The organism is Pedobacter sp. UYP24, assembly GCF_054057295.1.
The window spans coordinates 136,916-160,667 of the sequence record NZ_JBSRZD010000008.1; the positions used below are offsets into that span (position 1 = coordinate 136,916).

Below are 23,752 nucleotides of genomic sequence, written 5' to 3' on the forward strand. Positions count from 1 at the left end.
ACTAACAAACCAAAGAATGAAAAAAATCTTTACCATTATCTTTTTTGCCTTGCTATCAGCTAAAGGTTACTCCCAGGGCTGCGTAGCAATTAGAAGTACAGGAGGTATTTGTAGCCTTACAGGTCACCCCGATAGTGCGAATATGAAAGGCGGAAGCTGGGTCTTTAATGCCAATACCCGTTATTTTATGTCTAACAAGCACTACAAGGGTGATGTTTATCAAGCAGCACGTATCAAAGCTGGAACCGAGGTGATCAACCACCAATTTGCCACTGATTTAACATTGATTAGAGTATTTGACGACCGCTGGTCGGCCATGATTGATGTTCCTGTTGTTTCAAATGCAAGGTCTTCCAAATATGAACACAACATGCCTGCAAATATAAATACGGGAGAAAGACATAGCACGCATTCTTTTGGTTTGGGTGATATCCGAATTGCTGCATACCGTTGGTTGTTCAATCCAACTTCTAGTCCTCAGGCAAATCTACAGGTAGGTCTGGGTATTAAATTTGCAACTGGAGATTATAACTATAAAGATTACTGGCAAAACGTAGGTCCGGGTGGTACACCAGAGTTACGTACTGTAGATCAATCAATTCAATTGGGTGATGGCGGTACTGGTTTAACATTAGAATTGAATGGTTTTGTTGCAGTTGCTAAAAATTTTGGCCTATATGCCAATGCATTTTATTTAAGTAATCCAAGAGAAAACAATGGGGTAAGAACCTATCGTGAACTCATTGCTCCGCCTAAACTAGCAAATGAAGCGATTAGCAGTGTGCCAGATCAATTTATGGGGAGATTGGGTGCAAACTTCGCTATTGATAAATTTGTCATTTCTGCAGGTGCACGTGCTGAAGGAATTCCTGTTCGTGATGTGATTGGAGGGAGTGGAGATTTCCGCAGACCGGGATATGTGATTTCTGTTGAACCAAGTTTGACTTACCAACTGGGTAAAGTAAATCTTTACGCATCTGTTCCTACCGCAGTTTATAGAAAACGTACCCAAAGTATTACAGATAGGGCAAGCTCAACCAATACCTTAGTTGTAAACGGTGATGCAGCATTTGCTGATTATTCTGTAAACGTAGGCATTTCATTTAGACTATAATCTTTAAATCTATTTAGTTGTAACCCTCATCAGGAATCTATCCTTATGAGGGTTTTTTGTGCGATATTTTAATTAAATTAGTTGCTCATCACTAAGTCTATGAAGCATCTGATCATTTACTGTATCCTCTTCTTGGTTATTTTCAAAACATCTGCACAGCAAACGCAAAAACCTGTACTTCACGGTAGCAATTGGATGGCAATAACGGGCAAACCATTGGCAGCAACAGCAGGAGCAATGACTTTTCAAAAAGGTGGAAATGCAGTGGATGCCGCCTGTGCAATGTTGGCAGCAGCATGCATCATGTGGGATACGCTAAGTTGGGGTGGAGAAACGCAGGTATTGATCTACAATCCTAAAACAAAAAAAGTAACCGCAATTAATGCAATGGGTGTTGCGCCTACAGGTGCCACAGTAAAATTTTTTAAAGATAAAGGCTACAATTTTCCGCCAGAGTATGGTCCGCTTGCGGCAACAACACCGGGTACTCCAGGAGGCATCATTTATATGCTAATAAACTATGGCACGATGAGTTTGGAACAAGTTCTTGCTCCCGCTATGCAAATGGCAGCAGGGTATCCAATTGAAGCTCAGGCAGCAAATACAATGGAGCGCCAAAAAGTGCTCATTAAACAATGGCCATACAGTAAAAAAGTATTTTTAACGCATCAGGGAGAAACCAGGGAAGCTCCTGAAGCAGGAGAAATGTTTGTACAAAAGGATTTACTGGCTACACTAACTAAAATGGTTGAAGCAGAACGTAAGGCGCTAAAACAAGGGAAAAGTAGAAAGGAAGCATTGATGGCTGCATACGATCGCTTTTACAAAGGTGATATTGCAGAAGAGTTTGTGAGGGGAAGTAAGGAGCAGGGAGGTTTAATAACAATGCAAGATCTGGCAAACTGGAAACCTATTGAAGAGCAACCGCTTACTGTAAACTATAAAGGTATAGACGTATATAAAATGCAACAATGGACCCAAGGGCCAGTAATGTTGCAGGCACTGAATATCTTGGAGAACTTTGATTTAAAATCGATGGGTTATAACAGTTCAAAATACATTCACACTGTTTATCAGGCAATGAACCTTGCCTTTGCTGACCGCGACTTTTATTATGGTGATCCGTATGTAAGTCCGGCTGAGCCTATCAAGGGTCTGTTAAGTAAAGAATATGCAAAACAACGCGCACAGTTGATAGATTTCAAAAAGAACAATCCAGCTATTGGGCCAGGTAATCCCTATCCTTTTGAAGGTAGATCAAATCCTTACATTCACTTACTGAAAAATAGGGGCTTTGAAATGGATACAACTAAGCGGAATTTTGCACCTGTTCATGATTTAGGAAATACCGCTAAACCGCAGGATTATCATGACATGCTTTGGAGAGGAACAACTTCTGTAGAAGCGGCTGATAAGGAGGGTTGGGTTGTTTCTATTACACCTAGCGGCGGTTGGTTGCCAGCCTGCATAGCTGGGAGAACAGGAATAGGAATGAGTCAGCGGATGCAGAGTTTTGTGCTGGACTCAACCTTAAATCCATTTAATGTAGTTGCACCTGGAAAGCGTCCGCGGGTAACGCTCTCTCCTTCACTAGCCTTAAAAGACGGCAAACCCTTTGTTTCGTCAGCTGTACAGGGAGGAGACACGCAGGATCAGAACTTATTACAGTTTTTCCTAAACATGACTGAATTTGGTATGAATGTGCAACAAGCTACTGAGGCACCAAACTTTAACACCAATCAGCTTTGGTTATCACTGGGCGGCACAAAAACTAGCGATAGAATGCCTAAGCCCGGACAGATATTATTGCAGGATAGGACAACAGAAAGCGTTAGGGAAGAATTAAAGAAAATGGGTTATATATTAAGCTTTGATGACCGCACTAGTGGCCCAATAAATGCTATTTATTTCGACTGGAAACACAATACCCTTTGGGGGGGGTCAAGTAATCATGGAGAAGATTATGGAATTGGCTGGTAAAACTCATCATCTTAAAAACATAAATATGAAAACTATAACACCTTATTTAATCGCCCTTCTTGTTTCTACACTATTTGCATGTAGTTCTACGGAAAAGCCCAATAGTCAAATAGTTGCAACTAAGCTTGATTCTGCTAATATGAAGTGTTACACCGCAGTAGATGGTACAGATACAGCAAAACTAAGCCTCATTACAGCAAAGGATGGCAAGATAACTGGATCGTTGTTAATAAACTACCTGGAAAAGGGAGATAGTGAAGGCAACGTGCTTGGTAAATTCAAAGGAGATACTTTATTTGTTGACTATACATTCCAAATAGGTGCAATTAATAAGACTTTTTATAAAAACCCTCTGGCATTTCTTAAAAAGGAAGACAAACTATTTATGGGTGTTGGTCAAATCGAAATTTTTTTAGGTAAATCATCCTTTGTGAAGGATAAGCCGATCAATTTTGAAAGGGGAAGGTTTGTTTTCTCTTCAAGTCCTTGCCCATAAACTGAGTTTTTACGCAGTTTAATCCAATCATATAGTTGTAATTGTTAAATTTGGGCAGTTCCAGCTTTTAACTATATGAAACTAATGAACGATTTAGAAAGCCGCATCACAAAAAAGATTAATAGCATTATTGTACTTGCAGATCAGCTTCCAGGAGTCATCATCATCCACCGTATGCCTGACTTTGGTGTAGAGTATATGTCTGAGCGCGGATTGTCTGGTTTAAATATAGATCTTAATGAAGTACGAAGCCTTACAGCAGCGGAGTATTATAGTCGGTTTTTTAACCCGGCAGATGCAGAGGATTACTTGCCTAAGATGAAAGGTTTTATCCATCAAAATGATGAGAAAAGCATATCCTTTTTTCAGCAGGTAAGATTGGTATCTGAAAATAACGATTGGGTATGGCACTTTAGTACTACCAGGATATTAATGAGGGACGACAGCAACTTACCATTACTAACAATTACCACCTCTTATCAGGTTGATTCCCTTCAGCATGTCAATAATAAAGTTGAACGATTATTGGAAGAAAATAACTTCCTTAAAGCAAACTGTAGCCAGTTTTCAAAGTTAACTAAACGGGAATGTGATGTCCTTAAACTTCAGTCGTTGGGTAAATTCTCTACGGAAATAGCAGAACAACTCTTTATTTCCGTAGGAACTGTAGAAACGCATAGAAAAAATATAAGGCAGAAGCTTAATGTAAGCTCCTCTTTTGAGCTTTCGCAATATGCCAGAGCTTTCGATCTGATATGATAATTTAACTTTTCTTAGAAGTAGTCAATATGACTACACCTGCAATAAGTATAACACCACCCACGTATGGTGGCCAATTAACACTTTTCTCTTTATCTGCAGAGATTTGAATAGGTCCTGCATCTACTAGATTTTCCTTCTGGGTGTAAGTAAATCCTGTCCATACCAACATAATGATTCCAAGTACAATCATTACTAAAGCTATTGTTCTGTTCATATTATTTTGTTTTATACCAGAATAACAGCAAAGTGTGTTAAATGTTTCTCTTGGTGAGGAACCATGCCCACCATATCAATAAAAACTGGATTATCAATCGGATGTTTGCCAACAGGTGAGACCCAGCACCTGGATGTTCTCTAAACACATCAACTACATGAAATGGCAGGAAAAAGATCATCATGAGTAAGAGGAGTGTAGCGGCTTTTTTGTTGTACTTCGGTAGTAATAAACCCAATCCTGTGGCAAACTCTATAGCACCTACAGTATAATTCACCAAAATAAGTGGCATCCAGTGGGGGATGAACCCCTGATAAAATGCTGGGTTTATAAAATGATTGATCCCTGCAATCATCATAATTATTGCGAATAGCCACTTTAAAAATACTTTCATAAATTTTACCATTAAAAGAAAAAGCATCCCTTTTGAGGATGCTTTTTATTAACTTATAAAATGAGTTTAATTAACTGATCTTAACATTAATAGCGTTTAAGCCTTTTTTACCTTGCTCAACGTCATAGCTAACTGAATCGTTCTCACGAATGCTATCAATTAGGCCTGAAGAGTGTACAAAGATCTCAGCGTCACCATTAGATGGTACGATAAATCCAAAACCTTTTGTCTCATTGAAAAATTTTACTGTTCCTTGTTGCATTGTATTATTAATTAAATATCCACAAATATACATTAATTTATTGTTAGTCAGTAAATTATTTAAAAAATATATTTATCAGCTCAAAAAGGTGTAAAACCATTGTACGTTTAACCTGTTTTAGTATTAAATGAAAACCAAAAATGGAAGCTAAAAAAAATAAAGACCAAACCGTAAAATCTACAAAATCCACAGACTCAGACCAACAAACAAAAAAGGAGTATAACGTAGAAAAAAAGGAAGACATTAAAGAACGATTGTCAGACGAGCCGGATAGTTTGGGTATTAACCTAGATGGAACAAATCCTGGATCAAATGCGCATCAAACTGACTAGATAATTAGCAGGATAATACTAATATTTAGTACCTTGGGTCATCAAATAGTATCCCGAATGAGAAATTTAATGCTCTTTATTTTTTGTCTGTTATTTTCAATGTCATTGTTTGGGCAAACGAAAAGGAAATATTTCTTGAATACAAGAGAGGTTTCCGGCCCCTCTTTCTATTGCCTGGAGCCAACTTCTATAGATTCTGTTAAGAGCTGTAGTGCAGTTTACGCTAGAAAAGTTTATAGGATTGACCCCGGTGATGCAGATTCCGTCCATATTGTTTTCATAAAGGATGTTGCTGATGTAGTTTCTTATAAAGAGTTGCTTAACCTTTATGATCTAAATGATAATGCAATTAATTTTCAACTTGGTATATCAACCTATCCTAATATTACCGATAAAGAACGAACTGTGTTTTCTAAAAAGTATGTAACAGGGGTTCGCATTTATGGATGGACTTCTAAAAAGAAATTCTATTTGTCTGTAAATATACCTCAAATCATAGGAGCATGGCCAGAATATAAAAATGAAGACATTATGATACCCATATTGAGAGCCTTGAATAAAGAGGGTTTTGATAAAGACAGAATTAAAAACAGCGAGGAATGAGAATAATTACACTATTGATATTGGCCTTGTTGTTTTCTTGCTCATTAAAAGCTCAAAAAAATAGCAGTAAAAGGGCTGATTCCATTGATCAGCGTCCAGCACTTGTACTTAATGGGAAAAGAGTAGATGCACTATCACTCTTCCTGCTTAACAAAGCAGACTTCCAAAGTATGGTTTCCCTTTCTCCTATACGAGCTACTAAACGCTATGGAGAAGCGGGTAAGTATGGTGCCATAGTAATTAACTTAATTAAAGATAGAAAGGTCTATAATTGGTTAGAGATCATTCAAATCTTTAGTTTTAAACCATCCCTAGCCTCACTGAAATGTATGTTAAAATTAGATGACTTGGGCTGGGCTTTAATGCCTGCGGCAGATGCGATGATGATTGTTTCGTCAGAATATAAGTTGAATAATTTAGAGGTCACCAAAGCTAACAAAGGAGAACCCATGGTTGTAACTTTTGATCGGGGTTATGATGACTTCAGAGCACCAAAGGTGAATACCCCTTTTGATCAGCAAATGGATTCTGTTACCAGGATATTTAAGTTCGAAGCTGCTCAACGCAGTTCTGGGCGCGCCTACTAATCACTGTAAATCGATATATTTAACGCATGAAACTTTTCAAATCTATTTTAATACTACTGATTCTAATTGCTGTTAATCCTATTTATGCACAGAAGAAGGTGATTGTTGCCTATGTGACATCCTGGACTACGGTAATGCCTGATCCAAATTATGTGACCCATATCAATTATGCTTTTGGGCATGTTAACGACACTTTTAATGGGGTACGGATAGATAATGAAGGTAGACTTAAAAATATTGTAGCGCTAAAAAAGCAGTATCCGAAACTTAAGGTAGTAGTTTCTATTGGAGGATGGGGTAGTGGTAAGTTTAGTGAAATGGCTGCTACAGCGGAGAACAGGAACAAATTTGCATCAGATTGTAAGCGAATAGTGAATGAATTTAAGCTGGATGGTATAGATATAGATTGGGAATACCCATCAAGTAATGCAGCTAAAATATCATCATCTCCAGATGATACTAAAAATTATACCTTAATGATGGTGGAAATCAGAAATAGCATTGGAAATACCAAGTTGCTTACGCTTGCCTCTGCCGCTGATGCCAAATACATTAATTTTAAGGACATAAGCCCAATTGTAGATTTTGTAAATATTATGGCGTATGACATGGGCAATCCTCCTTATCACCATGCAGGTCTGTATAAATCTAAAGCTACAAATGGTTTAAGTGTTGATGAAGCAGTAGATGCGCATGTAAATGCGGGTATGCCAATTGGCAAACTGGTGTTAGGTATTCCATTTTATGGGCACGGCAGAAACGGTGTTGCCGGTTATATCGATTATCGGGATATTGTAAAGCTTACCGGATTTAAGCAGCAATGGGACGCGGAGGCCAAAGCCCCTTACTGGGAAAATGACAAAGGTGAGTTTGTTTTGAGTTATGAAACACCCGAATCTATAGCTATTAAATGCGATTACTTAGTTAAGAAGGGAATGATGGGGGCTATGTATTGGGATTATGGTGCCGATACAGATGATGGAGTTTTAAGAAAAGCGGTACGCGCCGGAATTAAATAAACATGATGAAAAAAATAATATTATTAATGCTCACTTGCATCTTGTTAAGCTCTTGTGGTAACGCACAAAACACAGGTGTAAAATCTGCCGACGGTAGCACGCAACTGACCTATGAGGAATGGCAAAAGGCAGCACAATCCGAAATCAGGTTAAATCCTAAATATGGTAAGGCACAAAAAACCGCTGATCAGAAAGTTGCAGATCAGGAATTGATCAATAGTTATGTGAGTCAGACAGGTAGCAGACACAATGGTTCAGATACATTGATTAAAATCGGATTCAAGTATTTATACAATGGAAATACCAGAACGGCAATGTATCGCTTTAACCAGGCCTGGCTGCTGGATTCTACCAATGCAGATGTTTTCTGGGGATTTTCGGCAGTCTATTTTACCTATAAGGATACCAAAAAGGCCATGGATATGCTAGAGGAAGGCTTAAAGATAAATCCAAGAAGCGCACATTTAATTACCGATAAGGCTTCCATATATCTAACAAAATTCTATAGTGATAAGGATCAACAGGATCTATTTAAAGCAATTATGATCTTGCAAGAATCTTATGAAATTGATCCGCTATACGACAATACGCTTTTTAAGCTTTCTATTTGTTATTTTCTTAAGCAGGATTGTGTAAATGCAAACCGGTATTATAAGGAGTGTATGAAAGTTGGCGGGCGACCAATACCTGCGGATTATTCAGCTGCATTAAAAGAAAGGTGTAAATAAAACATAAGAATATGGTATCCTATAAAGACGAATGGTTAGCTCTTTTATTGAAACAGAAATTGCAGGGGTGGCTCATTGCCAGCGACCGTAATCATATTTTTATTAACGTTCCGGATGATCAGGATCTTGACGTTGCCATGCAGGCATTTCAAACGTTACTCGGTGGATTAAAGATTCAAATTAAAAGCAAACCGACCAAACTTGGTTTCTTTCTTGGCAACAGCATAGATAGTAAATTTTACGAACTGAGCTAAAGCATTATCCTTTACCTCCAAATAACTGATTTATGAACTTGTCAGCCTCTGCATCTGCAGGGTCAGGAAATTCTTGTGCCTGTTCTTCACGGTAACGCCGGCTTTCATCGTCGCTCATTTCTTTGATAGCTCCCCGCCAAAATTTAAAAAACAAGTCTGTCAACAATTTGTAGCTTTTATATAAATCCACATCAGGATATTTTTTGATCCATTCATCTGGATAAGCAAAACCATAAGTTCTATATTCTGTTCCTTTTTTAGTTTCAATCAGGAAATTGCCATTGTATAAAGAATCTCTAACCGTTTGACTAGGCAATGTAAATACTCCAATGGCTGTAATGGCTTTCATTACAGAATCGAGGTCATGGTCTGTAATCTTATATTTTAACATTGGAGAGTCATAGTCGCCTGTCTTTTCATACACTGCCATTAAATGCTCTCTTTTATATAAAAAAGCTTCGTATTTTTCAGTGTTCTTTGCTAAAATAGCAGTGTAATTTGGGCCAGCATGACCGTTAGCCCGGAAACGTACTTCAATATCGTTAGTAGATTTTTTAATGTCAGGAAACTCATTCCATTTACACTCTTTGCAAAAGTGATCCAGATCATACTTTGGAGAAAAGATGGGTATTTTTATATCCCTTAAAAAAGCCCTAAGCATATCATATTTTTGGCTACATGCAACTCCAAAGATATCCTTGTCTGACAGTGAACGATTTCTGGAGCATTCAAAGCACACTTCCAGGTAATCAATCACATTATCATCCTTGTCTAAAAAAATGAAAGCATTTCTAGGAATAAATCGTGCTCCAAAATCTTCCACGCCTACCGCTCCTTTAAAGCCAGTATTGAAAAATATAGCAGACAGTTTATCTATTTGTCTATCATTGAGGGTGGTCGAAAAAGCTATACTGGTACTATCCAGCTTTCCCCCCTTTAAATGTAAGCCGAAGTTCATTATTTTTGAGGTGTCTCTAACCTCACCATTTACGTTTTCATAAGCAATTGCCTTTACCTTAACCGCTTTGTTAAAAGGATACATCTTTAAACGCTGCACCAGGTTGTATTTATTTGTTACCACACATGCTGTACCATTCTCCCCATATTTCTGTGCACTTACATGCAAAAAAGCAAAAGTGAATAACAATATTGACAGTGTAAATTTGAAAGCATTCATATATATATGTTAATACTGAAAGATACGATATGCCTATTATTACTGCAATATTTTTATGCTAAATCCCTTCAACCATTTAGTTTTTACCATCTAATGTAACCTTTTGTGTTTTTTATCGTCTTTATAAGATAACATTAGCAAATTTGAGATATGAGAACTATTCTGATAACACTAGCAAGTTTGATTGTCCTTTCATTACACAGCAATGCTCAACAAGCAAGCTTGGTAGCTGATCAAAATCCACGTTATGAAGGAAGCAGGGCGAAATACATGAACATGTCTGATTCATTAACCAGCAACCAGGGAACAACCATTCAGGAAACCTATAAAGCATACGATTGGTATGAGAACCGGGAAGCAAAACGCAAATTGAGAAGGGAAACTAATTATCAGAACTCGCTGGTAGACTATTCCTTTTATGGTGGTCCTTTCTTTTACCCAACCCTTAGGTACAACAATTTCGGGTACCGCAATTATGGTAATGGGTATAGAAATTACAACAGAGGATCCCATTTTGGTTGGTAATACTGCAATCTTCCAAATAATTAACCCAATTAAATAATACAAATCAAACTATAAATTATGTATTTCAACAAATTAAAAAACATTACTGCAATTGCAATTTTAGGAGTAATGCTTAGTGCATGCGGCAGACAAGTAACTCGTATAAATACAGAAAGTGCGCCGGATATTAGTGGAAACTGGAACGCAACTGATTCCAGGCTAGTAGCAGATGAGATGACAAAAAGCATTGCATCAGCAAAATGGTTGCCTGCATATTTAGAAAGTAAGGCAGGTAAAAAACCAACCATCATTGTTGGTCTGGTTCAAAACAAAAGTCACGAGCACATAGATGCAGAAACCTTTGTTAAGGATGTGGAGTCTTCTTTTGTTAAAAATGGTGCCATTCGTCTGGTTCAAGGGGGTAAACAAAGAGAAGAGTTGCGTGCAGAAAAAGCCGATCAACAAGATAATGCCTCAGTCTCCACAATGAAGAAGTTTGGATTAGAAAATGGTGCTGATTACATTTTACAAGGTTCAATCAACTCTATTGTAGACTCACATAAAAGAAACAAGGTGGTTTATTATCAGGTAAACCTAGAACTTACGGATATACAAACTAACGAGGTGGTATGGATTGGTGATAAAAAAATCACAAAAGCAGTTAAAAATTAGGGCTTAGTTTAGGCCTTATCTATATGAATACCAAAGAATTTTTTAGGGCATCAATTGTAATCGGATTGATGCCTTTTCTTTTCAGCTGTGCAAGTTATAATGACAAGATCGCTGGTTATTACAAGCAGATTAGAGCGGGTAACTATGCCGAAGCAGGTAGAGAACTAGACAAGAATGCATTGCTCAAAAAGCCCAGAAATAAGTTGCTGTTTTTGATGGAGCGCGGAAAAACCAGCCATCTTAATGGAGAATTTGAAGTCAGTAATAATTATTTCAATGAGGCCGATCAGCTGTTGGAGAATGGCTCTGCTGGGGTTGCAGATGCGCTTGTAGGTACTTTGGTAAACCCAATGAATCAGACCTATAAAGGAGAAGACTTCGAAAAATTTATGATCCATTATTATAAGGCGCTTAATTACTTGTACTTAAACAAAACTGAAGACGCAATAGTAGAAGCCATAAGAATAAGTCTCCAATCTCAGGAGCAGGATGACAAGTTTAATAACAAAGAAAAACGCTATTCTAAGGATGCCTTTTCACTAATGCTTCAGGGCCTAATTTATGAAAGTGCAAATGATTTGAACAACGCCTTCATTGCCTATAGAAATGCTGCCGAAGTTTACCTGAATGCAAAGGACAGTACCTGGTACGGCACTACAATGCCTAAAACTCTTGAACATGATTTGTTAAGAATGGCCTATGTTAACGGTTTTAAAACCGAGCTTTCCCATTTTGAAGAGTTATTCCATACCACATACCAGCCACAACCCAAATTAGAAGGAGGAGAGGTAGTCTTCTTTTGGGAGAATGGTGTTGCCCCCATTAAGAAGCAGGAAGAATTCTTTTTCTCGCTAATTAAAGGTAGTAACGGCGACCTGGTTTTTACAAACGGAGGTAATGTGTTCATCCCTTATCAGGGAACGGGAGACATCAATCTTAATGGTGTTTCCAGTCTGCGGGCAACCTATCCAAAATACGTAGCGCAACCCCCATATTATACTGGAGCAACCATTAGTAACGGCCAAACTAATTTTGTTTTTGAGAAAGCAGAGGATATCAATTATCTGGCGTTTAAAACATTGGATCAGCGTTTTCTAAAAGAAATGGGTAAAACCTTAACAAGGATTGCCGTTAAAAAAAGCGCAGAATATGTGCTTAAAGAAAGTGCTAAAGGCACTGGAGAAAAGGGTAAAGACAATAGTTTATTGGAAGGATTAGGTTTTGGTATGCAGTTGTATAGTTTACTATCAGAGAAAGCTGATACCCGTAACTGGCAATCCTTGCCTGCACTAATTAACTATGCCAGAGTCCCTTTAAAAACTGGAGTTAATACCATTACCCTAAATTTCAAAAACAATTCAGGTGGTGATGAAACCAAAACGATAACCATAAACGGAAACGGAAGACTGCAGTTCTATAATTATTCTACATTGAGATAACGAGAACTACTCGGCTGTTAGACCCATTAACAATTCCTGATTACTCATAATAGCATTTTGAACGAAAGTCAAATTTTGTAAACTAATTAAACCGCTTCGCAATTCAATTCCTCTGTATGGAACTTGTTTTAGATGAAGCATAGTAATCAATTATTATTGCTAGTTTTAATAATGCGTAACCTCCTTACCATCTGTTTCATTTTTATTGCTTTGGCTGTCAATGGACAATGTGATACCCTATCATTAAAGAGAGATGCTACGTTGTATGCCAACGCAACGTTAAAAGGCGATGTAAATACAGTTTTGAAATATACCTATCCAAGTCTTTTTAATATCAATGGCGGTAAATCCAGATTAGAGCGGGAGTTTCAAAAAAATAAAATGGAAATGCTTGATGCCGGTGAGGTACTTACGGCAGTTGATATTGTAGATATCTCCAAAGTAAATAGAGCTAACAATGGCTTATACGCAATACTTCACCTTCGATATTCAGGGCATTGTCCGGGTGGAGTCTATAATTTAGCAATACCTATATTAGCGCTCAGTGATGGGAATGGTAAATTTTGGACGTTTATGGAAACAAAAAAGCTATCTAACCCAAGTGTATTAAACCTTTTTCCATTCCTTGATAATATTGCTTCCATTCCAATGGTTAAACTATGGACATATTTAGAAAACCAAAAGTTTAGTGGAGCAATGGTAAACTACAATAGGTCTTTTAAACATAAACTCAGGGAATTTGACCTGGATTTTAGACCCCCTGTTGGTTATAAATTATCCGATTCTATTTATAATATTTACTACGATGGTCGTGGAGGAGCCCTTCATGCTCATAGTGAACTAGCACTGAAATCGGCAGACGGCATCTTAATTTTTATAACATTTAATCAAATAGATACTTTTAATAGGGAGAAATTGCGTGGATTTCCTGGCCCGGGTGGATTGCCTTTTGATATCAACAGAAATTGGATCCCTGCTTTTGATGCCAAATATGAATTATTTCCCACCACTTATTCAAACAAAACATTCAATGCAGACTCCTGCGGGATTTACGATTTTGTTCCAAACAAGCGCGTAAATATTTTGTCTAAAGATGAAAAGTATAAGGTTTTATTTATCCATAAGGAAAATGAATTGGATATCGAAATAATGTATTTTTATACTCCAGAAACTGAACGGTTTTTAAAAAAGCATATGGATGCGACAAGAGATATGCTTAAGTTTAAGTATTGAAATTATAAAGAAGCGACAATTTGGTTAATAGGTAGGGGAATAACTCTGGAAGCCTTTGGGATGGATTCGCCATGAATCCGCGGTGAGTGCGCAGTGAGTCCGCCCTGAGTCCGCCTTTTTACTGAAAAAAGGCGGACTCAGGGCGGACGGGATGCTGACGGAATGCGCAGTCATGCAAACTCCAACCCTAACACATCCCCTAACCATGCCGACGAATTTCCAGACGGTGCTGAGAGCTGATTAAATTACTGGTAATTTGTCAATATAATCGATAGTTTTAAAAGAAAATATTTCGAGTTCATGATTCATGTAACCTGTGCGATAATTGTAAATACAAAAGGAGAAGTACTCGTTACCCAGCGCAGTGCCAATATGAGCCAGCCGCTTAAGATCGAATTTCCAGGAGGAAAAATAGAAGCAGGGGAGAGTGCGCGTGATTGTCTTATCCGTGAGATAAAAGAGGAACTTGATGTCGATATTGAATTGCTGTCTGAAATGCCAGCGAACATTCATTCCTATATTGATTTAGCTATCAATCTAATTCCTTTCGTTTGCAAAATTGTTAGCGGAACCATAAAACTAAAAGAACACCTCAGTTATCAGTGGTTACACCCTAAAGAACTATTAGATTTGGATTGGGCAGCTGCAGATATATTAATTGTAAAAAACTACTTGTCGGCCACCGGTTTTTTGTAGTCTATTTAGGTTTATTTTTCAGTCCTATATTCCTTATAACTAAAAATATGACAAAGACGGCAAGAATTATTAAAATTATTTCTGATAAACCAACATTGTGGTCAAACATTGTAAATGCTAGATTACTCATAGCCTGTAATATAGTTATATAAAGCTAGATTTTTTAGTATATTATAGGATAAGCCTTGGTTTTCTTGTTGATTTAAGGTAGTTTGTTTAAATTAGACAAACAATAGCCAACAAACATGACACAAGAAAACCTTGATCAGATGACTTCTGAAGAATTAATTAAGTATCAAAGATTAATGTCCTTATCAACAAAAATAATTGGAATATGCGTTTTAGTAATGGCAGCAGCAGGGGTATTCATTACTCTTAAACGCGGTTTTAATGTATTTACTATAACACCGATTGTATTTCTGATCATTTTGGGTCTCAAATATACTAACCTTAAAATGGTTAAGGAAGCAGTTAAAGCTCGTGGGTAGATAATTGTTAGTTTTTAAAGTTCATATTTAAAGTTATTTTTCCAATTGTGTAAGTTTCAATCCAGTCTTGCAACTAATTGGTTAAATATTAAGATATGAAATTATTACTTGCCTTTTTAATGGTCACATTGGTAGCCTGCGGACCAACATCTTCTCCTGAGAAGCGTTCAAAAATTAGAGATCAGGATCTTAAAGTTCAGATTGACAGTTTGAAACTGCAGAATAGTGTGATTCTTAATCGACTTGATTCCATCCAGAAGAGATTAAGTCAATTGGAAGCTGATCAGTCCAAAGCTCGCTAATCATGCATCCAATTATACAAAGCAATGGTTAGTAGTGCCGACAAAAATAAAGCTGATTTTGTGCTATTGATTGACCAGCAGAATGGCATTATTCATAAAATATGTCGTTTATATCGCGATAGGACGGAGGATCGTCAAGATCTTTTTCAGGAGATAACCTATCAGCTTTGGAAAGCTTACCCCAGCTTTAAAGGTGCATCTAAAATAAGCACCTGGTTATACAGGATCGCTTTAAACACAGCCATTAGCTCATTTCGTAAGAAGAATCTTGATATAAGCTATCCATCAGAACTACCAGATGTGGCGGATGACCAGGTGGATGACGAACAAATTACCAGGCATGAAAAGCTTTTTAAAGCCTTACAGAAACTTAATGACGCAGATAAAGCGATTATAACACTGTATCTGGAAGATTTAAGTTATCAGCAGATTGCAGAGATCAGCGGAATCAATGAAAATTATGTCGGTGTAAAGATTAACCGAATAAAAACGAAAATCCAATCTTATATCAAATAACAATGGAAGAGAATGAACTGAAGTCGCTATGGAACATGGCAGCTCCCGATAAAAAGACAAGTGAGGAGATTATTTACATGCTGGAAGAAAAGCACCACCCGGTTTTAAAGGGAATAAGAATACAAATTACCATAGAAATAGTTAGTTGGTCGGCCTTTATGCTTTGTTATTTTTCTGCGTTTGATGGCGCCGAAAAGCCGGGTTATATCAACTTGATTCTAATATTTTCGGTATTGGTACCATTAATTCATAATATCTATGGGTACCGTTTAACCAATCAAATGGTAGATAGTCCTACTCTATTGAGTTCATTGAAGAAACGTATTAAGGATACCAAGATTTACGGTTTACGCTCCATTATAACCCGTACGGTATTCACGTTAGGACTGATGATATTCTTTAGTTACAATGTTAATTTTACACCTTCAAGGTTTTATTTGGTGGTCGGAGCGATTATTGCTCTTACAATAATACAAGTGTTTTTACTTAGTAAAATTTGGTCAAGTAGGGTTAAAAAGCTAAAAGAGGCTTTAGCGGGATTTGATTAGGAAGGGAAGCACATATGTTTGTTTACCTCATTAAACCCTTTTAGAATAATATTTGTATTTTGAATTTAAGCGCAAATAGTTTGAAATGTTATTTTAACAAAAAAACCGCAGACAATTGCTCGTCTACGGTTCAATTTTCATAGGTAATTGAAAATTATTTTGGCATCAATACGGTATCAACAACATGGATAACACCATTTTTTTGCATTACATTTGAAATGGTTACTGTACTCATTCCGCCTTTTTCGTCCTTAAGGACAAGTTTTTTACCTTTCATCCAGGCCCAAAGCTTTCCACCTTCTACTGTAGTTAATTCTGCTTTACCACCACCAGCTTTAATTGCTTTTGCAATAGCTTTAGAATCCATTTTACCAGCAACTACATGATAAGTTAAAATTTTAGTTAACATGGCTTTGTTTTCTGGTTTAACCAAAGTTGCAACTGTGCCAGCAGGAAGTTTGTCGAATGCCGCATTAGTAGGGGCGAATACGGTAAACGGACCAGCGCTTTTTAAGGTTTCTACTAAACCAGCTGCTTTAACTGCTGCAACAAGTGTAGTGTGGTCTTTAGAATTAACTGCATTGTCTACAATATCCTTAGTCGAATACATAGCAGCACCGCCAACCATTGGGTTTTTTTGAGCTTGAACTTGAGTTGTTAATGCCATAGTTACTACAGCAACAACAGATAGAATAATTTTTTTCATTTTGTTTTTCTTAGGTATGACAGCATTTACGCTTGCCACGATCCTTTGGTTTTTTAGAACCAATAATAATCGTTAAATGCCTGATATAAAGGTGTGTTTAATTTTTAAACCTTAAATTGAGTAAAGGTATTTATGTTCCTGGTTTTCGGATTTCTCTGGCATTGATGAGAGTAATAGCTTTTCATTGGTAATAAAGCTTGTAAAATCACATTTTGATGTGGGTGTGGTACAATACCAGACTTCCCTTAAGCAGTAAGTGCCGGGATGACTTGTTCCTTTAGTGGGATGGTGAACCAAAATGTGCTACCAACACCAATTTCGCTGTTAACACCAATTTGTCCGTGGTGTATTTTAATGATTTCTGAGCTGATGTAAAGTCCCAATCCAAGCCCGTTATAACTGGTATCACTATGGTCAACTCTGTAATATCTATCAAACAATTTTGCTAGTTTATTGGGATCGATACCTGGGCCTTTGTCTGTTACAGAGATTTTAAGGTCTAGTCCTACTATTTCTATATTGATCAGTATTTCAGTTGATAGTGGTGCGTATTTAATGGCATTATTTACAAAGTTTACGATGATCTGCTCAATTCTTACCGCATCAGCAAATACCTCAAAATTTCCATCACCTTGTGTTATAATATTGTAATTGGCTTCCATGCGTACCTGCTCACAACACTGTGCAATTAGAATTCCTATATTAACCGGCTTTTGGTTAATGTGTAACTGTCCCTCGTTTGCTAAACTTGCATTGAGCAGATCTTCAATCAGAACATTTACTTTGTTCAGGTTTCTATTGGCTTGCCCAATCAACACTGATAACATTTCTGATGCCGGTTTATGTTTTATCTTATCAAGCAATTGAAGGGAAGCTTTTAAACTGGTTATTGGTGTCTTCAACTCGTGACTGGCAATGCTTATAAAGTCATCCTTATGCTGCTGCAGTTGTTTAAGTTCCTCAATATCAGTTGCAGTTCCTACCCAAAGACGAACTTCTTTATGTTCATCCAAAATAGGCATAATACGGATCAGGTGCCACCTATAAACTCCATCAGCTCGCTTTGCTCTGACTTGAAATTCGCCACCACTTTGTGTATTTAAGATACTCCTGAATTGAGTAGCATACATTCGGCGGTCTTCCATTTTTATTACCGCGTTATAACTACGCAATCCATACTCATCTTCAATCAGGCCTGTATAATCATACCATCGTTGATTATAAAACATCACCTTTCCCTTTATTGTATTTGTCCAGGCTATTTGAGGGATGGTTTCCATCATGGTTCTGAAGGTGCTTTCACTTTCAGCAAGCGCTTTTGTTCTTCTTTCTACCCGCTGTTCCAGTTCCTTATTAAAGACAGAAAGTTCTAAATTGATTACCCTAACTTTTTCTTTTTCAGCAATAAGTTTCTGATTTGCTTTTTGAAGTTGTTCCTGCTGAACTTTTAACTTACTAGCTATAATTTGCCTTTCTTTTTCATGCTCAACATCTTTTAATGCCCTGTCTATCTTTGTAGAAAGCGTGAAAAGTTTTTGCTTTGATATATAATCAGTAACACCTTGTTTAATTAATTCTACCGCATTCTCTTCACCAATAGTGCCAGATACAATGATGAAAGGTACGTGTGCATGCTTTTGTTGTTTAATTTTAAATGCGGTAGCGGCATCAAATGATGGCATTGAATAATCTGATAGGATCAGGTTTGGCTGAAAATCTTCAAGGAGCGTTTCAAATCCTGTACGAGTATGTACAATCTTTGAAGTAAACTGCAACCCAGACTTTTGCAGTTCGCGATTAATCAGATCTGCATCAGTTTCATTGTCCTCCAGAATTAAGATCCTCAGCATAGTTATCATACTTGAATTTTAGGTCAGTTAATTGCCACTCTGACTTAAATCCATCCAATACAAACCAATTGCTTTAATGGCTTGGAAAAAATTATCACTGTCTACCGGTTTAACAATATAGCTATTTGCTCCAAGTGCATAACATTGTTCAATATCAGGCCCCTCATTAGAAGAAGTTAACATTACTATAGGAATGGAACTCATTTCTGGATTCGATTTAATCTTTTCAAGCACCTGTAGTCCTGAAACCTTTGGCATTTTAAGATCAAGTAAAATCAGCTTTGGATGGTCATTTATATTTCTTTCACTATAAATCCCCTTGCAGTACATAAAATCTAGGGCGTCTGCACCATCCGTAGCATGATGCAGTTTATTGTTATAACCACTCTTTTTTAATGCACGCATGGTTAACATGGCGTCGTCAAAGCTGTCTTCAACGAATAAAATTTCAATGTTGTCGTAATTCATTTTAAAATTTGCTTATACTAGGCAAGCTGAAATAAAAACAGGTGCCCTTAGTTAATATTGATTCCGCCCACACACTACCATTGTGTCGGCTTACTATTTTTTGAACAATAGCTAAACCTATTCCAGTACCCTCAAACTCAGCTTGGGAGTGTAATCGCTGGAAAACTCCAAAAAGTTTATCATAGTAAGCCATATCAAAACCTGCACCTTCATCTTTTACCGAATATACAATTTGATTTCCTTTTGTATAAGAGTCTATCTGAATTGTAGTATTCTCCTTATATTTTGAGTACTTGATTGCATTAGATATCAAGTTAATCCAAACTTGTTTAATCAATGCCTGGTCGCCACTTGCGGCAGGGAGGGCGCCGATTTTAAATTTGGGTACATTTTCTCCAGCTCCAAACATCAGTTCTTCTCTTACCGAGGATACCAGCTTCATCATATCTATTTCTAAAAAAGCTACCTGTTTTCGGCCCAACTTAGAAAAGGCGAGGAGATCGTCTATTAGCTGCCCCATTTTCTTAGAATTGTTGATGATAGATTTCAGGATCTTTAGTCCATCTTCATCAAATTTATCGCTGTAGTCTTCTATTATTATTTTTGTGTAGCCGTCAATAGCACGTATAGGGGCTCGTAAATCATGCGAAACGGAGTAGGAGAAAGACTCTAGTTCTTTGTTTACAGATTCTAGTTGGGCAGTTCTTTCTATAACTTTTTGCTCCAGTTCATCATTAAGCTTACGCACATTATCTTCAGCTTTCTTTAGTTCCTCATTGGCAACAATAAGCTCAGCAGCCCGCAGCTCTTTCTCTTTGTTTTGAAAAACAAGCTCTTCATTGGCTACAATCAGTTCAGCAGCTCTAAGCTCTTTCTCTTTGTTTTGGAAAGCCAGTTCAGCATTGGCTACAACCAATTCCTGAGCACGCTTTTCTTTCTCTTCATTCTGAAAGACGAGTTCTTTATTTGCAATAATGAGTTCGGCCGCCCGTAGCTCCTTTTCCTTATTTTGAAAAACAAGCTCTTGATTGGCCACTATTAGTTCTGCGGCACGGAGTTCCTTCTCTTTATTCTGGAAAGCGAGTTCATCATTAGCGATAACCAATTCCTGTGCGCGCTTTTCCTTTTCTCTATTTTGAAAAGCAAGCTCTTTATTCGCAATAGCTAGTTCATTTGCCCGTTTTTCTTTTTCCTGATTCTGGAAAATAAGCTCATTATTGGCAATTATCAGTTCACCTGCACGGAGTTCTTTCTCTTTATTCTGAAAATCAATGGCTTTGTTTGCAATGATTAACTCATTAGAATCGTCATTCTCCATATAGCTATGCTGCTTTTGTACTTTAAAAAAGGTGAAGTCTTGGGAAATCAGGTGGTCTTCTGAAATGACTTCCTTTGGGTAAGTCTCTAAATCTAACATAATATTAGCATAACTTAACATTTTATGATTTATGCTATAGAAAGTTTGACTGATTTATTTAAGTTAAACTTCCTTTGCAGTATCTTGCGCAAAAGCACGGCTCAGCATCGTATAAAGTTCAGGATGACTGTTTTGAAACTGTTCTGGTTTTTCGAAAAAATATTCTGAAGTAACAGCAAAAAATTCTGCTTGGTTTGTGATGGCATAAGGATTAATATCTGAATGGCCTTTTTCTATTCTGTTGATTTCCTGATGCATCATTTTAACCCAGGGTGCAGTGTATTTATGCTTAAGAAAACCTTCAGGTATACCATCGGTTGCCCCATCTGCACCATCAACCAGGTGTACAAACTCATGGATTGCCGTATTTTCCTTGCCTGCGTTTTTAGAAAAGCCTTTTTGCAACGCACTTCTGGATAAGATCATTTGTCCATTCATGTATCCACTACCTACCATTCCTTCAATATTGCGGCCTTCTCCCTCAAATTGAAACTCATGATCAAAAGTATCCGGGTACAAAAGCACATTAGTGATGTTTCTATAAGTCCAGCCTTCAAAACCAAAAATGGGGATCACTGCGCTAGCTGCCACCATGATCCGGTCGGTATCGTTAACTTCAAATCCTACTCCCTCAAGGCTTACATAAGAAAGAAACTGCTCAATTTTCTGCTCAAATAAATCTTGTTTAGCCGGGCTTAATCGGTTATAAAATTCAATATGTATGGATAATAGTTGTTTAAGTTGAATGGGTTTATATTGTATTACAGGTTTCTTTTTACGGAATATAAAATAGCTGGCTGCAATTACAACGATCAGGATAGCAATGTAAATCATGGTGAATTATATTTATGCAGTCAATGTAAATAAAGATGATTTGATATTTCGTATAAAAGTCCTAAATTTCTGCGGCAATCAACAATTAAATATACGTGTTAATTTACTATGCGGGGTTTACTTATTATACTTCTTTCATTACTAATTTTTACTGGTTGCCATTCGCCAAAGCAGGAGCAAGCTAATGATATTAGTCAACCAAAACCCATTGAAGCATTAAAATTCGAAATACGAGGAAGTATGTCTGTTGCTTCGGGTGTAAAATTAGCTATATTAACCTACGGTCATGCTGACAATCAAAGCATCGATAGTGCAGCTGTTGTAGGTGGAAAATTCTTTTTTAGTTGCATTATTACAGACATTTGTGATGCCAGTCTAAGAATCAAACATAGTGGCGTAAATAAGATAAACCCTGATAATGAGGATCGTTTGCTGTTTTATCTGGAACCGGGCGTAATAAAACTCATTGCTAAAGATTCTATTGAATACGCAAAAATAGAGGGGTCGCAAATAAACGATGATCAGGAGCTTTTCTTGGCACTCGCTGCACCAAATAAATCCAAGTTTGATGACCTTTCCAAAGCCTACGAAAGCGGTACTGCAGAAGAAAAAAAAGATCAGCAATACCGCAATAGGTTCATAGAAAAGGATAAGCTGCTCAAAAAGGAACGTTTAGTAATGGAAAGGAATTTTCGTTTATCGCATCCAAATTCCTGGTATTCACTGCATTTATTGGAAGAAAGAATTCTTTTAGGCGATGAAAGGGAGGTAAGTACCGTTAAAAAAGAGTTTAATCAATTTTCAAAAGCACTACGTGCAACAAATGTTGGGCAAAACATCAGCAAAGCAATAGTAAACATGAAATAACTTTTAAAATTGGTATGTGAATTGATTATAACTGTTCATGCTTAAAGAATATCCTTTCTACATTAAGGTTCCTGTTATATTATTAGGACTGGTAATTTCAGTATTCATATTATATGTCCTAAAAGACATACTGGTTCCGTTGGCTTTTGCCTGCCTGATAGCAACTTTACTTAATCCATTGTCTAACAGACTTGAGCGTAAAATGCCCAAGATATTGGCAATTATTATTTCCCTGCTATTAGCTATTATAATACTTATTGGTGTGTTTTACTTTTTGTCTACCCAGGTTGCCCATTTCTTTGATGACCTGGATGCAATTAAAACAAAATTCAACGAGCTGATCCATATGATACAAGTTTGGCTTCAAAAGTCATTAGGACTTTCGGCAAGTAAGCAAAAACAATTGGTTAGTGAAGCCGCCAATAGCAGCAAGGGCATGATAGGGCAGACATTAAGTGGCATCTTAGCGATGCTGAGTATTGTATTCTTGATCCCTGTCTATGTATTCCTAATGATGCTTTATAAAACGCTGATACTTAATTTCTTTTACGAAGTGTTTTCTGAGGAGAATCAAGGTAAAGTAGGAGAGATTTTAACAGAAACTAAGTCTGCCATTCAAAGTTATATAGTTGGTCTTTTAATAGAAACCTCCATTGTTGCAGTGTTAAATTCTGCAGCATTAATTTTACTTGGGGTACAAAATGCCATATTAATAGGAGTGATAGGTGCCATCTTGAACCTCTTACCATATATAGGAGGTATAGTAGCCATTGCATTACCTATATTGATGGCAACAGTTACAACAGATGGATTTACTACCCAGCTTCTCATTTTACTGTCTTACGCAGTTATCCAGTTTGTAGATAATAACATATTGGTTCCAAGGATAGTATCTTCTAAAGTGCAGATCAATGCACTAATTTCTATCGTGATTGTGTTATTAGGAGCGGCACTTTGGGGTATTCCAGGTATGTTTCTTTCTATTCCTTTTATTGCCGTGCTTAAGATCATTTTTGATCGTATAGATGGGTTAAAACCATGGGGCAAGCTACTTGGAGATAATGTGCCGACTGAGCACATGGGTCAGTTGAAGAGGTTTAGGAGAAAAAAGACCGTAGCAGCCAAGTAAGTTGTTTCTGATTGTAGTTGTTTGTAGACATTTATTGGCAGTTGGTCGGGATTGAAGTGAAACTGGTATAATAGTATAAATAACCGTGCAACTCTTGCCAGTTCTGGACGTCATATAAGCATGAACCAGAACAATTACACCCGTTTTTTTACTTTATGTAG

Annotated in this window: 30 protein-coding genes; 21 read left to right on the forward strand and 9 right to left on the reverse strand. The window is 37.1% G+C overall.

Annotation, left to right across the window (positions count from 1 at the left end; translation table 11 throughout):
• The first annotated feature begins 16 nt into the window (after positions 1-16).
• The 4 genes from ACVWYN_RS14390 to ACVWYN_RS14405 all read left to right on the forward strand — a co-directional run bounded on the left by ACVWYN_RS14390 (position 17) and on the right by ACVWYN_RS14405 (position 4,349).
• Complete coding sequence (locus ACVWYN_RS14390) at positions 17-1,114, forward strand: hypothetical protein (protein WP_457289566.1); 1,098 nt, start codon at positions 17-19, stop codon at positions 1,112-1,114.
• A gap of 99 nt (positions 1,115-1,213) precedes the next feature.
• Entirely contained in the window at positions 1,214-3,094 is a 1,881-nt protein-coding gene (locus tag ACVWYN_RS14395) for a gamma-glutamyltransferase family protein (RefSeq protein WP_457289567.1), read from the forward strand.
• Between the two features lie 25 nt (positions 3,095-3,119).
• Positions 3,120-3,590 carry a hypothetical protein gene (locus ACVWYN_RS14400; protein ID WP_457289568.1) on the forward strand — a complete coding sequence of 157 codons (471 nt, stop codon included), beginning with the start codon at positions 3,120-3,122 and terminating at the stop codon, positions 3,588-3,590.
• A gap of 84 nt (positions 3,591-3,674) precedes the next feature.
• Positions 3,675-4,349 carry a response regulator transcription factor gene (locus ACVWYN_RS14405; RefSeq protein WP_457289569.1) on the forward strand — a complete coding sequence of 225 codons (675 nt, stop codon included), beginning with the start codon at positions 3,675-3,677 and terminating at the stop codon, positions 4,347-4,349.
• Positions 4,350-4,353: 4 nt separating this feature from the next.
• Here ACVWYN_RS14405 and ACVWYN_RS14410 read toward each other — a convergent pair whose 3' ends face one another.
• The 3 genes from ACVWYN_RS14410 to ACVWYN_RS14420 all read right to left on the reverse strand — a co-directional run bounded on the left by ACVWYN_RS14410 (position 4,354) and on the right by ACVWYN_RS14420 (position 5,222).
• Positions 4,354-4,566: a hypothetical protein gene (locus ACVWYN_RS14410; RefSeq protein ID WP_457289570.1), complete on the reverse strand. Its 213-nt coding sequence runs from the start codon at positions 4,564-4,566 to the stop codon at positions 4,354-4,356.
• 37 nt (positions 4,567-4,603) lie between these two features.
• Positions 4,604-4,960 carry a DoxX family protein gene (locus ACVWYN_RS14415; protein ID WP_457289571.1) on the reverse strand — a complete coding sequence of 119 codons (357 nt, stop codon included), beginning with the start codon at positions 4,958-4,960 and terminating at the stop codon, positions 4,604-4,606.
• Positions 4,961-5,030: 70 nt separating this feature from the next.
• On the reverse strand, positions 5,031-5,222 hold the full coding sequence (locus ACVWYN_RS14420; protein ID WP_457289572.1) for a cold-shock protein: 192 nt from the start codon (positions 5,220-5,222) through the stop codon (positions 5,031-5,033).
• 140 nt (positions 5,223-5,362) lie between these two features.
• Here ACVWYN_RS14420 and ACVWYN_RS14425 point away from each other — a divergent pair, with 140 nt between their 5' ends.
• The 6 genes from ACVWYN_RS14425 to ACVWYN_RS14450 all read left to right on the forward strand — a co-directional run bounded on the left by ACVWYN_RS14425 (position 5,363) and on the right by ACVWYN_RS14450 (position 8,745).
• A complete protein-coding gene (locus ACVWYN_RS14425) occupies positions 5,363-5,554 on the forward strand; it encodes a hypothetical protein (RefSeq protein WP_457289573.1) in 192 nt (63 codons plus the stop codon).
• Positions 5,555-5,689: 135 nt separating this feature from the next.
• Positions 5,690-6,157 (forward strand): hypothetical protein, encoded by a 468-nt coding sequence (locus ACVWYN_RS14430; protein ID WP_457289574.1) that lies wholly within the window; start codon positions 5,690-5,692, stop codon positions 6,155-6,157.
• On the forward strand, positions 6,154-6,744 hold the full coding sequence (locus ACVWYN_RS14435; protein WP_457289575.1) for a hypothetical protein: 591 nt from the start codon (positions 6,154-6,156) through the stop codon (positions 6,742-6,744). The genes ACVWYN_RS14430 and ACVWYN_RS14435 overlap by 4 nt, the downstream gene beginning before the upstream one ends.
• A 26-nt stretch (positions 6,745-6,770) precedes the next feature.
• Positions 6,771-7,763, forward strand: a complete 993-nt coding sequence (locus tag ACVWYN_RS14440; RefSeq protein ID WP_457289576.1) for a glycoside hydrolase family 18 protein — start codon at positions 6,771-6,773, stop codon at positions 7,761-7,763.
• Between the two features lie 2 nt (positions 7,764-7,765).
• The gene (locus tag ACVWYN_RS14445; protein WP_457289577.1) at positions 7,766-8,491 is read left to right on the forward strand and encodes a tetratricopeptide repeat protein; all 726 of its coding nucleotides are present in this window, start codon (positions 7,766-7,768) and stop codon (positions 8,489-8,491) included.
• Between the two features lie 11 nt (positions 8,492-8,502).
• Entirely contained in the window at positions 8,503-8,745 is a 243-nt protein-coding gene (locus tag ACVWYN_RS14450) for a hypothetical protein (protein WP_457289578.1), read from the forward strand.
• A 4-nt stretch (positions 8,746-8,749) separates the two neighbouring features.
• Here ACVWYN_RS14450 and ACVWYN_RS14455 read toward each other — a convergent pair whose 3' ends face one another.
• Entirely contained in the window at positions 8,750-9,922 is a 1,173-nt protein-coding gene (locus ACVWYN_RS14455; RefSeq protein WP_457289579.1) for a hypothetical protein, read from the reverse strand.
• A 150-nt stretch (positions 9,923-10,072) separates the two neighbouring features.
• Between ACVWYN_RS14455 and ACVWYN_RS14460 the strand changes: the two genes are divergently transcribed.
• The 9 genes from ACVWYN_RS14460 (at position 10,073) to ACVWYN_RS14500 (ending at position 16,320) form a co-directional block, all read left to right on the forward strand.
• Positions 10,073-10,447: a hypothetical protein gene (locus tag ACVWYN_RS14460; RefSeq protein ID WP_457289580.1), complete on the forward strand. Its 375-nt coding sequence runs from the start codon at positions 10,073-10,075 to the stop codon at positions 10,445-10,447.
• 57 nt (positions 10,448-10,504) lie between these two features.
• The gene (locus ACVWYN_RS14465; RefSeq protein ID WP_457289581.1) at positions 10,505-11,098 is read left to right on the forward strand and encodes a penicillin-binding protein activator LpoB; all 594 of its coding nucleotides are present in this window, start codon (positions 10,505-10,507) and stop codon (positions 11,096-11,098) included.
• Positions 11,099-11,121: 23 nt separating this feature from the next.
• Positions 11,122-12,537, forward strand: coding sequence for a COG3014 family protein (locus ACVWYN_RS14470; protein ID WP_457289582.1), 1,416 nt, complete (start codon positions 11,122-11,124; stop codon positions 12,535-12,537).
• A gap of 171 nt (positions 12,538-12,708) precedes the next feature.
• Complete coding sequence (locus ACVWYN_RS14475; RefSeq protein ID WP_457289583.1) at positions 12,709-13,770, forward strand: hypothetical protein; 1,062 nt, start codon at positions 12,709-12,711, stop codon at positions 13,768-13,770.
• Positions 13,771-14,070: 300 nt separating this feature from the next.
• Positions 14,071-14,466 carry a (deoxy)nucleoside triphosphate pyrophosphohydrolase gene (locus tag ACVWYN_RS14480; protein ID WP_457289584.1) on the forward strand — a complete coding sequence of 132 codons (396 nt, stop codon included), beginning with the start codon at positions 14,071-14,073 and terminating at the stop codon, positions 14,464-14,466.
• 245 nt (positions 14,467-14,711) lie between these two features.
• Entirely contained in the window at positions 14,712-14,954 is a 243-nt protein-coding gene (locus ACVWYN_RS14485; RefSeq protein WP_457289585.1) for a hypothetical protein, read from the forward strand.
• Between the two features lie 95 nt (positions 14,955-15,049).
• Positions 15,050-15,256, forward strand: coding sequence for a hypothetical protein (locus ACVWYN_RS14490; protein WP_457289586.1), 207 nt, complete (start codon positions 15,050-15,052; stop codon positions 15,254-15,256).
• A gap of 24 nt (positions 15,257-15,280) precedes the next feature.
• Complete coding sequence (locus ACVWYN_RS14495) at positions 15,281-15,772, forward strand: RNA polymerase sigma factor (RefSeq protein ID WP_457289587.1); 492 nt, start codon at positions 15,281-15,283, stop codon at positions 15,770-15,772.
• 2 nt (positions 15,773-15,774) lie between these two features.
• Positions 15,775-16,320 carry a hypothetical protein gene (locus ACVWYN_RS14500; RefSeq protein ID WP_457289588.1) on the forward strand — a complete coding sequence of 182 codons (546 nt, stop codon included), beginning with the start codon at positions 15,775-15,777 and terminating at the stop codon, positions 16,318-16,320.
• A gap of 154 nt (positions 16,321-16,474) precedes the next feature.
• On the opposite strand, the gene ACVWYN_RS14505 is transcribed toward ACVWYN_RS14500, so the two are convergent.
• The 5 genes from ACVWYN_RS14505 to ACVWYN_RS14525 form a co-directional block, all read right to left on the reverse strand.
• Positions 16,475-17,026, reverse strand: coding sequence for a fasciclin domain-containing protein (locus ACVWYN_RS14505; RefSeq protein ID WP_457289589.1), 552 nt, complete (start codon positions 17,024-17,026; stop codon positions 16,475-16,477).
• Between the two features lie 245 nt (positions 17,027-17,271).
• Entirely contained in the window at positions 17,272-18,876 is a 1,605-nt protein-coding gene (locus ACVWYN_RS14510) for an ATP-binding protein (RefSeq protein ID WP_457289590.1), read from the reverse strand.
• A gap of 27 nt (positions 18,877-18,903) precedes the next feature.
• The gene (locus ACVWYN_RS14515; RefSeq protein WP_457289591.1) at positions 18,904-19,344 is read right to left on the reverse strand and encodes a response regulator; all 441 of its coding nucleotides are present in this window, start codon (positions 19,342-19,344) and stop codon (positions 18,904-18,906) included.
• Between the two features lies 1 nt (position 19,345).
• On the reverse strand, positions 19,346-20,761 hold the full coding sequence (locus ACVWYN_RS14520; RefSeq protein ID WP_457289592.1) for a sensor histidine kinase: 1,416 nt from the start codon (positions 20,759-20,761) through the stop codon (positions 19,346-19,348).
• A 63-nt stretch (positions 20,762-20,824) separates the two neighbouring features.
• Positions 20,825-21,595 (reverse strand): M90 family metallopeptidase, encoded by a 771-nt coding sequence (locus tag ACVWYN_RS14525; protein WP_457289593.1) that lies wholly within the window; start codon positions 21,593-21,595, stop codon positions 20,825-20,827.
• A 108-nt stretch (positions 21,596-21,703) separates the two neighbouring features.
• Here ACVWYN_RS14525 and ACVWYN_RS14530 point away from each other — a divergent pair, with 108 nt between their 5' ends.
• Positions 21,704-22,462: a DUF4369 domain-containing protein gene (locus tag ACVWYN_RS14530; protein WP_457289594.1), complete on the forward strand. Its 759-nt coding sequence runs from the start codon at positions 21,704-21,706 to the stop codon at positions 22,460-22,462.
• 37 nt (positions 22,463-22,499) lie between these two features.
• Positions 22,500-23,591, forward strand: coding sequence for an AI-2E family transporter (locus ACVWYN_RS14535; protein ID WP_457289595.1), 1,092 nt, complete (start codon positions 22,500-22,502; stop codon positions 23,589-23,591).
• The last annotated feature ends 161 nt before the right edge of the window (positions 23,592-23,752 follow it).